Raw genomic sequence first — 9,587 nt, forward strand, 5'->3', positions numbered from 1 at the left:
ACTAAAACCCGTATCGTATCGCTGACCCGCGAAAAAATCCGTCTGGAAGATCGGGCGGTTAAAATGAGCGTACACAACGCCGGTAAAGAGAAGGTCGGCGTACTGGATATTCCAGGTTTCTACGTGGGTCTGACCGACGATGTGAAAGTGCAGCTGCAGAAACTCCAGAAGCAGAATGTCGACAGTATCGTCATCGATCTGCGTACTAACGGGGGCGGTGCGCTAACGGAAGCCGTATCGCTTTCTGGCCTGTTTATTCCAGGCGGCCCGGTCGTGCAGGTGCGTGATAACAATGGCAAGGTGCGCCAGGATAGTGACACCGATAATATGGTTTACTATAAGGGCCCGCTGGTGGTGCTGGTAGACCGCTTCAGTGCCTCTGCTTCCGAGATTTTTGCGGCTGCGATGCAGGACTACGGGCGTGCGCTGATTGTCGGCGAACCAACCTTTGGTAAAGGCACCGTGCAGCAGTATCGCTCGCTAAATCGTATTTACGATCAGATGTTGCGTCCTGAATGGCCTGCGCTGGGATCTATCACCTACACCATCCAGAAATTCTATCGCGTTAACGGCGGCAGTACCCAGCGTAAAGGCGTCACGCCGGATCTGCTTATGCCGACCGGCGTAGAGGCGGTGGAAACCGGTGAGAAATTCGAGGATAACGCGCTGCCGTGGGACAGCATTGATGCGGCAAGCTACACGAAAACCGGCGACGTTAAGGCGCTCATTCCGCAGCTGCTTAAAACGCATCAGGATCGCATTGCGAAAGATATGGAGTTCCAGTACATCCTGAAAGACATCGCCCGCTTTAATGCGATGAAGGACAAGCGCAATATCATCTCGTTGAATCTTGCCGAACGCGAGAAAGAGAACCACGAGGATGACGCGCTGCGGCTGGAGCGGATTAATGCCCGTTTCAAACTGGAAGGCAAAAAGCCGCTGGCGAAGCTTGAGGATCTGCCGAAGGATTATAAAGAGCCGGATCCTTACCTGGACGAAACGGTCGACATTGCTAACGACCTGGCGCAGCTGGAAAAAAACCAGAGCGCGAAATAAACCACAGGGCACAGCGCAGGCTGTGCCTTATTTTTACCTGAATTTTCCTAATCCACGCGGTAACTTTGCCTTTCCTGACAGTGCACCTTCTTCGGCTCGTTAAAAATTACGACAAAATGTAAAGTTATGTTTTTTTAGAGACTTAATGCCGCTTGCCGCTTGAAATGTTTTGCCATGCCCATAGGATAGTTGTCCGCTGTAAGCGATTTTTTAACTGAGGAAGAAGAAACTTTATGATGCGTATTGCGCTTTTCCTGTTAACCAACCTGGGTGTTATGTTGGTATTTGGGCTGATTCTCAGTCTGACGGGAATTCAGTCAAGCAGTGTTCAGGGCCTGATGATCATGGCGGGTCTGTTTGGCTTTGGCGGTGCGTTTGTCTCACTGCTGATGTCCAAATGGATGGCGCTGCGTTCCGTCGGCGGTGAGGTCATCGAGCAGCCGCGTAATGAAACCGAGCGCTGGCTGATGCAGACTATCGCCGGTCAGGCGCAGCAGGCAGGTATTGCTATGCCGCAGGTAGCCATCTATCACGCACCGGACATTAACGCGTTTGCCACCGGCGCTCGTCGCGATGCCTCGCTGGTAGCAGTCTCTACCGGACTGCTGCAAAACATGAATCGCGATGAAGCCGAAGCGGTACTGGCGCACGAAATCAGCCACATTGCTAACGGCGATATGGTGACGATGACGCTGATCCAGGGCGTGGTAAACACCTTTGTTATCTTTATCTCGCGCATTATTGCGCAGATTGCTGCTGGCTTTATGTCGGGCGATCGTGAAGAAGGCGAGGGCAGTAACGGCAACCCGCTGGTCTATTTTGCGGTCTCGATGGTGCTGGAGCTGGTATTCGGTATTCTGGCCAGCATTATCACCATGTGGTTCTCGCGTCATCGTGAGTACCATGCCGATGCCGGGTCCGCACGGCTGGTTGGCCGCGAGAAAATGATTGCCGCGCTGCAACGCCTGAAAACCAGCTACGAGCCGCAGGAAGCGAGCACCATGATGGCGTTCTGCATTAACGGTAAATCGAAGTCTTTGAGCGAGCTGTTTATGTCGCACCCGCCGCTGGATAAGCGTATCGAGGCGCTGCGTAGCGGTCAGTACCTGAAATAGTCATGATAAATGCCGGTCGCTGACCGGCATTTTTTTGCCTGTTGCTCAGCCGGGCTTCTGCTCCTGCCGCGGCTGCGTCAGCCGAAAAGCACTGACGATAGCGGCCAGCGTAGAGAAACTGCCGGCCAGCAGCAGGGAGGCATGCGTGCCCTGGTCGCCAAACAGATTGAACATTAATGCCACCAGCGCCGCGCCACTGGTTTGGCCCAGCAGGCGCGCCGTGCCCAACATGCCGCTTGCGCCACCGCTGCGATGACGCGGTGCCGAACTGATAATAGTGTGATTATTAGGGGACTGAAACAGACCAAAGCCAGCACCACAGATCATCATGCGCCAGATGATGCTCCAGTCATCTGGCGAAGCGGGGAGCAGCGCCAACGAAAACAGGCCAATCGCAAAACACCCCAATCCAATCGCTCCCAGCAGCCCGGCATGATAACGCTCGATCAGCCTGCCCGCTATGGGTGCCATTACCATCGTTGCCAGCGGCCACGGCGTCAACAACAGGCCTGTTGCTACTTCCCCACGCTGCAGGACGGTTTGCAGGAAAAACGGCAGCGAGACCATCGCCAGCATCTGCGCGCAAAAGGAACATATTGAAGTCCCGATCGACAGCGAGAACAGCGGAATACGTAGCAGGTCAACCGGCAGCAGTGGCACAGGCAGCTGCAGCTGTCGACGAATAAACACCACGCCGATAACGCCCAACGCAAGCAGCTCCGCTATTACCAACCTGCCGCTTTGTCCCTGTGCAAAGCCGCTTAGCGCAGAAATTAACAGGCCAAACGTCAACGCGTTCATGATGGCGCTGGGAATATCAAAGCGCTGCCCGCTGTTTTTTTGTGGATTGTCAGGTAAAAAGCGAAAGGCGAGAAACAGCCCGCCAAGCCCTACCGGCACGTTAATCAGGAACAACCATTGCCAGGACGCAACGGAGAGCACGGCGGCAGCTACGGTTGGGCCAGCTGCGGTCGAGACGGCGACAATCAGTGAATTAATCCCCATTCCACGCCCCAGATAGCGCTGTGGATAAATAATGCGGATGAGCGCGGTATTCACACTCATTAATGCCGCGCCACCAAAACCCTGTAATACCCTGGCAAAAGTCAACATGCTCAACGACCCGGAAAGCGCGCAAAACAGCGAAGTGCAGGTAAATATCACCAACCCGCACTGGTACACGCGGCGGTAGCCCAGGATGTCACCCAAAAAAGAGAGTGACAGCAGCGAGACGACAATGGCCAGCTGATAGGCGTTAACGATCCAGATTGAAGCTGCCGGGCTGGCATGAAGATCCCGGGCAATGGTGGGCAGTGCCACATTGGCAATAGCACCGTCCAGGACGGCAACGGTGATCCCCAATGCTATGGCCAAAATTGCGCCGTAGCGCTGCGGAACGGGCAGGCCGTCCGGTTGAAGAGTTTGCGGCATAGAAATGAATAGTCAGGCGAGTGAATATCATAATGCTAATGATTTTTTCAGCACCTTGCCATTTATTCAGCAGCCTGAACCATCAGTAAATGTGTCTGTGCTGCCAGAAGGTTGGCGTTGCGCTGTCGCGACGGCAAAAAGTATACTGGGAATAGTGTTCCATTTTTTATAAAACAAAAAGGCAAAAAGGTTATGGCGAAGGATGAGGTGGATAAACAACCCGACTCGGTCTCTTCCGTACTAAAAGTATTTGGTATTTTACAAGCTTTAGGCGAAGAGAGAGCGCACGGTATCACCGAGCTTTCCCAGCGGGTAATGATGTCGAAAAGCACCGTTTATCGTTTTTTGCAGACCATGAAATCGCTGGGTTATGTCGCACAGGAAGGCGAAACGGAAAAATATAGCCTGACCCTGAAACTGTTTGAGCTGGGTGCTAAAGCGTTACAGAACGTCGATTTGATACGCAGCGCCGATATCCAGATGCGCGAACTTTCCCGTTTAACCCGTGAGACTATCCACCTGGGGGCGCTGGAAGAAGACAGTATTGTTTATATCCACAAAATCGATTCGCTTTACAATTTGCGTATGTACTCGCGGATTGGTCGGCGTAATCCGCTTTACAGCACCGCTATCGGCAAGGTGCTGTTAGCCTGGCGCGAGCCGGAAGAGGTGAAAAACATTCTGGCAGAAGTGAGCTTTCAGAAGAACACCGCGCGCACGCTTACCTCTGCTGACGAGCTGATAACCCAGCTGGAGCGCGTTCGCGCGCAGGGATTCGGTGAAGATAATGAAGAGCAGGAAGAAGGATTGCGCTGCATCGCCGTACCGATATTTGACCGTTTCGGTGTGGTCATTGCCGGGCTGAGCCTTTCATTTCCGACGATCCGCTTTACGGAGGAAGAGAAGGGCAATTATGTCGCGATGCTGCACCGCGCTGCCAGGCTGATATCGGAACAGATGGGCTATCAGGCCTTTCCTTTCTGAACGGAGGGGCCGAAAATATCCGGCCCGCTGCTGTTTTAGTTATCAATCACTTCGCTGCTTTTTTTCAGTAAAGGGCAGTCGGTGACGCCTACTATGCCGCTGTCGCTGTGTAGGTACTGAGCGGTTGTCATACCGCGGGCGGTCAGGTACTGGCATTGCAGTCCCATTCCTGCAACGTTTTTATGGCTCCCGGCCAGCACGCCATAGCCGGTCACCAACAGGGCCAGCCAAATCACTACCAGCAGGCCAATGAGACGAACAAAAAATTTCATACTTTCTCCTTTGTGCGCCGGCCTTTCCCGATTGTCGCCGACGCCAGTACAGTGTGAGCAGATACGCAATACGTAGTCAGCATACAGCAGTCTCGCCGCGGAACCTGCGCGAAGGTTCCTAAATTTCTGTCAGCGAGCTATCAATTCGTTGATGAGGGGGTAAAATTCGGCTCTTTATAATTACGCGTAACATCAGAGGATAAGTATGTTAAATGAAGTCGCCAATGGCACGGCGGGAGCCGCTTTACTGCTCGGCCTTACGCTTATTGGGCTGGTAGCCTGGTTTTTTATTAATCGCGCCAGCGTCAGGGCCAATGAACAGATCCGCCTGCTGGAGGCGCTGCTTGATGAGCAGAAGCATCAGAACCAGCTGTTGTTAAAACTGGTCGGCGCACAGCAAAGTCCGGCGCAGCCTGACGAGGAATCAGATTTTATTCGCTTAATTCCGGAGCGCTAACCGCCCCGCCACAAGGAGTACCGTATGGCCTGGCAAAACCCCTGGTACGATCCCCAAAAAGCTCACCACACGCCAGAAGGCTTTCGCAATCCTGAACCGGATTTTCGCCAGCCGGGGGATTTACAGCGCTGGCGTAAAGAGCGCAAGGCGCAGGGACTGCCTTTCCCGCCGACGCAGGGCTACCAGGCCTTTATCCGTCAGTGGTGGCAGCCTGCCGATCTGAGCGGTGAAGAAGATGCCGTCTGGTGGCTGGGCCATGCCTGTCTGTTGCTGCGTACCGCGGGAAAATATACGCTGATTGATCCGGCACTGGGGTCGCGCGCGTCGCCGCTAAGCTTTTACGGGCCGCAGCGTAAAACGCCTGCCGCGCTGAACATCGACGCGTTGCCAGCGCTGGATCGCGTACTGATTTCGCACAGCCACTATGATCATCTTGACTGGCCGACCATCAGGCAGATCCTGCGCCATTTTCCGGACGTGCATTTCGTCGTGCCGCTGGGGCTGGCACCGTGGTTTAAAAAACGCGGGGCGAAAAAAGTGACGCAGCTGGACTGGTGGGAAAGCGTAACCGATCGCGAATTGCAGATCTTTGCCGTCCCCGCGCGTCACTGGAGTATGCGTACGCCGTGGGATCGCAACCGCGCTTTATGGTGCGGATGGGTGATAAAAAGCCAGGGCGTAAATTTTTGGTTCAGCGGCGACAGCGGCTATTCTGAAAGCCTGCTGGAGATCCCGCGCAGGCTGGGGCCTTTCAACCTGGCGGCGTTGCCAACGGGTGCCTATGCGCCGCGATGGTTTATGGGTGGGCAGCATATGGATCCGGAACAGGCTGTTTCACTCCATCAGGCGCTGGGGCAGCCCACAACTATTCCCATTCACTGGGGCGTATTTGAACTGGCGGACGAGTCGCTGGATGACCCGCCTCGCGCGCTGGCCAAAGAGATGCAGGCGGCCAACCTGGATGAAAAACGTTTCACTGCCTGGAAAATTGGTGCAAGACTGCGGATTGATAATATAAATTAAGAATAATCCTGGTCGGAAAATTTAAAATGCGTACGCGCCGAAATGGCCATCGGTTAATCCAAATAGATTGATGGTACTCACGAAAATTAATCGGGAAGGTTATTGCATTTAAATGGGGCAGGCGGAAATACATTTTCCTGATTTTGGTGCAGTTTAAATTTAAATATGAACCGAATGCTTCTTTTGATACGCCAATGTCATCCAGATTTTGCGTGTACGCAACCCGCTTTAAATGAACTTTTTTGAGTAAGGAATGCCATATTTCTGCAATAAACCTGGTTGAAAATCGGTCGGCAGGCACCGAGAGGCCGTAGACTTGGCAGCGGTGGCAGGCTAAAATGCCATTAGAAAATTGCATGACTGGCAGGCCTGCACGATTGGATTTTACTCTGGCGATGTTCAGCTATTCCTTCATTGATGTGCAAGAAGTGCCGCGGACGTTTCAAATATGTGCGACAGTCCGCCGACCTTATAAAAATGACTTGCCATTAATAATCGAATATGTGATAACGCTTTTAGTAAAACGGGGTACAGTTCTGTTTATGTGTGGCATCTTCAGTAAAGAAGTTCTGAGTAAAGACGTTATGTTGAATACCGCTTCCTTGCCGAGTCTTAATTTATGCCTCATGCAGTCGTGTCTCTGATTTTTCTGTACGTCACGCCTCCGGGCGAATTAACACTCTAAGGAATTTGCAAAATGGCAAAGATTAAAGGTCAGGTTAAGTGGTTCAACGAGTCTAAAGGTTTTGGTTTCATCACGCCTGCAGACGGCAGCAAAGACGTGTTCGTACACTTCTCTGCTATCCAGGGTAACGGCTTCAAAACCCTGGCTGAAGGCCAGAACGTTGAGTTCGAAATTCAGGACGGCCAGAAAGGCCCTGCTGCTGTGAACGTCACCGCTATCTAATTTTCGATCTTGCCGTTGCCCGCGCGACGGTTCAGGCAAGTATCAGAATAATAAAGCCCTGCCCATACCGGCGGGGCTTTTTCCTTTCCGGCCATGAAAATCTGCCCTGGCCTGCGTATTTCCGGTAAACTGCCGCTCTTAATATTACCGGAGAGTCGTTATGTCTTATCTTTGCCCCCTTTGCCATCATCCCTTGCTGCCCGACACTGCCGGCTGGCGATGCGAAAACCGGCATCAGTTCGATCGGGCAAAAGAGGGCTACGTCAACCTGCTGCCGGTACAGCATAAGCGTTCTAAGCAGCCAGGTGACAGCGCAGAGATGATGCAGGCGCGACGTGAGTTTCTGGACGCCGGACACTATCAGCCTCTACAGGCCAAAGTTTGCGATATTCTGCAGCGAATTCTGCCACCAACAGGCTCCAGCGTGCTTGATATCGGCTGTGGCGAAGGCTACTACACCCACGCGGTGGCCGATACCCTGCAAAACCAGGGCGAGGCGGAAGTCGACGCACTCGATGTCTCCAGAGTCGCCATCCGTGCGGGCGCTAAACGCTATCGCAACGTCCGCTTTTGTGTTGCCTCCAGCCATCGGCTCCCTTTCGCCAGCGAGCAGTTTGATGCCGTACTGCGCATTTATGCGCCCTGTAAGGCGGAGGAGCTGGCTCGCGTGGTGAAGACCCATGGCTATGTCCTGACCGTCACCCCGGGGCCGCGTCATCTCCTGCAGTTTAAGGAACTGATTTATCAGGAAGCACGACTACATGATGAAACGCCCGAAACATTGCCGGGTTTTACGCTGGTTGAGCAGCATTCGCTTAATTATTTAATGAGCCTTAATAGTGAGACCTCTGCCGCGCTGTTGCAGATGACGCCTTTTGCCTGGCGCGCCCGGCCTGAGGTGTGGGGCGTGCTGGCTACCACGCCGTTATTCGAGGTGGAAACGGACTTTACGCTGCGGCTGTGGCAAAAGGATCGGCCCGATACCGAACAGCATGCCGCGCCGGCGCAGCCTGGCGAAACGGGCGAGTAGTCGGGAGGGCCGCTCGCTGTGGGCGGCCCTCTGTAAATGTAAGCAAATATTTTGACGTTATCCCGTCCGCTGTTTACAGTAGAACTCCTTATTTTTTACAGGAGCCACGGGCCTGCGCCCTCCCTATGGATCGTCACCGACGTTGTTCAACTAAGCGACCGGGCCATCCGGCCACGTTGATTTTGCCTTTCACCGGCGCCCGTCATTCCCTTGATTCAGCCACCTGCTGCGCTAAAGTGTTGCCAGCGACTTTTTCCCGTATCTGTTTTCGGAGCCTGTCATGGAATTTCTGTTAGACCCGTCAGTCTGGGCCGGTCTGCTGACGCTGGTCGTCCTTGAAATCGTATTAGGGATAGATAACCTGGTTTTTATTGCGATACTGGCCGATAAGCTGCCGCCAAAGCAGCGGGATAAAGCACGACTGATTGGGCTTTCCCTGGCGCTGGTGATGCGTTTGGGTCTGCTTTCCCTGATTTCCTGGATGGTCACCCTGACGCGCCCGCTGTTCAGCATTGCGGACTTTAGCTTTTCGGGCCGCGATTTGATCCTGCTGGTCGGTGGTTTCTTCCTGTTGTTCAAAGCGACGATGGAGCTGCATGAAAGGCTGGAAAATCGTGAACACAGCGGAGAAGGTAATAAAGGCTACGCCAGCTTCTGGGCGGTTGTTATTCAGATCGTCGTGCTGGATGCCGTGTTCTCGCTGGATGCGGTGATTACTGCCGTCGGCATGGTTAACAACCTGGCTATTATGATGACGGCGGTGGTGATTGCGATGGGCATGATGCTTTTGGCATCCAAACCGCTGACCCGATTTGTCAACGCGCATCCTACGGTGGTGGTGCTCTGCCTCAGCTTCCTGCTGATGATCGGTCTCAGCCTGGTGGCAGAAGGCTTTGGTTTTCATATCCCTAAAGGCTATCTCTACGCGGCTATCGGTTTCTCAATTCTCATCGAGCTGTTTAACCAGATCGCGCGGGTTAATTTTCTTCGCCATCAGTCTAAAAGACCTATGCGTGAGCGAACTGCTGAGGCCATTCAACGGCTGATGGGCGGCCGACGTGGTCAGACGGATAGCGGCGGAGAGGAGAGCGAAACCCTCAGGTTGATGCCGCAGGAAGCGTTTAAAGACGAAGAGCGCTATATGATTAACGGTGTACTGACGCTGGCCTCGCGCTCGGTGCGCAGCATTATGACGCCGCGTGGTGATATCTCCTGGGTAAATGCCGAACGGCCGGCGGAGGAAATCCGCATTCAGCTGCTGGATACGCCCCACAGCATGTTTCCGGTCTGCCGGGGAGAACTGGACGAGATC

At 53.6% G+C, this 9,587-nt stretch carries 11 protein-coding genes; 9 read left to right on the plus strand and 2 right to left on the minus strand.

Going from position 1 to position 9,587, the window contains the following annotated elements:
- Both RTK32_RS13715 and htpX read left to right on the plus strand, forming a co-directional pair.
- Positions 1–1,056: carboxy terminal-processing peptidase (locus RTK32_RS13715; RefSeq protein WP_312044836.1), on the plus strand; the 1,056-nt coding region annotated here is incomplete at its 5' end.
- 233 nt (positions 1,057–1,289) lie between these two features.
- A complete protein-coding gene (htpX, locus tag RTK32_RS13720) occupies positions 1,290–2,171 on the plus strand; it encodes a protease HtpX (RefSeq protein WP_312044838.1) in 882 nt (293 codons plus the stop codon).
- Positions 2,172–2,216: 45 nt separating this feature from the next.
- Here htpX and RTK32_RS13725 read toward each other — a convergent pair whose 3' ends face one another.
- Positions 2,217–3,602 carry an MFS transporter gene (locus RTK32_RS13725; RefSeq protein WP_312044840.1) on the minus strand — a complete coding sequence of 462 codons (1,386 nt, stop codon included), beginning with the start codon at positions 3,600–3,602 and terminating at the stop codon, positions 2,217–2,219.
- A gap of 192 nt (positions 3,603–3,794) precedes the next feature.
- Here RTK32_RS13725 and kdgR point away from each other — a divergent pair, with 192 nt between their 5' ends.
- Positions 3,795–4,586, plus strand: coding sequence for a DNA-binding transcriptional regulator KdgR (gene kdgR / locus RTK32_RS13730; RefSeq protein WP_312044842.1), 792 nt, complete (start codon positions 3,795–3,797; stop codon positions 4,584–4,586).
- A gap of 35 nt (positions 4,587–4,621) precedes the next feature.
- Here kdgR and RTK32_RS13735 read toward each other — a convergent pair whose 3' ends face one another.
- Positions 4,622–4,858, minus strand: a complete 237-nt coding sequence (locus RTK32_RS13735) for a YobH family protein (protein WP_312044844.1) — start codon at positions 4,856–4,858, stop codon at positions 4,622–4,624.
- Between the two features lie 205 nt (positions 4,859–5,063).
- On the opposite strand from RTK32_RS13735, the gene RTK32_RS13740 reads away from it, so the two are divergent.
- From RTK32_RS13740 to RTK32_RS13765, 6 genes are all read left to right on the plus strand, one after another.
- Positions 5,064–5,315 (plus strand): YebO family protein, encoded by a 252-nt coding sequence (locus tag RTK32_RS13740; protein ID WP_312044846.1) that lies wholly within the window; start codon positions 5,064–5,066, stop codon positions 5,313–5,315.
- 24 nt (positions 5,316–5,339) lie between these two features.
- Complete coding sequence (locus RTK32_RS13745; RefSeq protein WP_312044848.1) at positions 5,340–6,338, plus strand: MBL fold metallo-hydrolase; 999 nt, start codon at positions 5,340–5,342, stop codon at positions 6,336–6,338.
- 542 nt (positions 6,339–6,880) lie between these two features.
- Positions 6,881–6,982, plus strand: a complete 102-nt coding sequence (locus tag RTK32_RS13750) for a DUF2627 domain-containing protein (RefSeq protein ID WP_312044870.1) — start codon at positions 6,881–6,883, stop codon at positions 6,980–6,982.
- Between the two features lie 53 nt (positions 6,983–7,035).
- Complete coding sequence (cspE, locus tag RTK32_RS13755) at positions 7,036–7,245, plus strand: transcription antiterminator/RNA stability regulator CspE (protein WP_001062678.1); 210 nt, start codon at positions 7,036–7,038, stop codon at positions 7,243–7,245.
- A 160-nt stretch (positions 7,246–7,405) separates the two neighbouring features.
- Positions 7,406–8,275: a 23S rRNA (guanine(745)-N(1))-methyltransferase gene (rlmA, locus tag RTK32_RS13760; protein WP_312044866.1), complete on the plus strand. Its 870-nt coding sequence runs from the start codon at positions 7,406–7,408 to the stop codon at positions 8,273–8,275.
- A gap of 280 nt (positions 8,276–8,555) precedes the next feature.
- Positions 8,556–9,587, plus strand: a 1,032-nt coding sequence (locus RTK32_RS13765) for a TerC family protein (RefSeq protein ID WP_312044868.1), incomplete at its 3' end; no start/stop codon positions are given.

Origin of the sequence: Erwinia sp. (assembly GCF_031978025.1) — a bacterium.
Lineage (GTDB): Bacteria > Pseudomonadota > Gammaproteobacteria > Enterobacterales > Enterobacteriaceae > Erwinia.

Excerpts from the sequence above, each read along its gene's own strand:
- htpX (WP_312044838.1), top strand. The coding sequence starts at position 1,290 with ATGATGCGTATTGCGCTTTTCCTGTTAACCAACCTGGGTGTTATGTTG.
- RTK32_RS13725 (WP_312044840.1), bottom strand. The coding sequence starts at position 3,602 with ATGCCGCAAACTCTTCAACCGGACGGCCTGCCCGTTCCGCAGCGCTAC.
- kdgR (WP_312044842.1), top strand. The coding sequence starts at position 3,795 with ATGGCGAAGGATGAGGTGGATAAACAACCCGACTCGGTCTCTTCCGTA.
- RTK32_RS13735 (WP_312044844.1), bottom strand. The coding sequence starts at position 4,858 with ATGAAATTTTTTGTTCGTCTCATTGGCCTGCTGGTAGTGATTTGGCTG.
- RTK32_RS13740 (WP_312044846.1), top strand. The coding sequence starts at position 5,064 with ATGTTAAATGAAGTCGCCAATGGCACGGCGGGAGCCGCTTTACTGCTC.
- RTK32_RS13745 (WP_312044848.1), top strand. The coding sequence starts at position 5,340 with ATGGCCTGGCAAAACCCCTGGTACGATCCCCAAAAAGCTCACCACACG.
- RTK32_RS13750 (WP_312044870.1), top strand. The coding sequence starts at position 6,881 with ATGTGTGGCATCTTCAGTAAAGAAGTTCTGAGTAAAGACGTTATGTTG.
- cspE (WP_001062678.1), top strand. The coding sequence starts at position 7,036 with ATGGCAAAGATTAAAGGTCAGGTTAAGTGGTTCAACGAGTCTAAAGGT.
- rlmA (WP_312044866.1), top strand. The coding sequence starts at position 7,406 with ATGTCTTATCTTTGCCCCCTTTGCCATCATCCCTTGCTGCCCGACACT.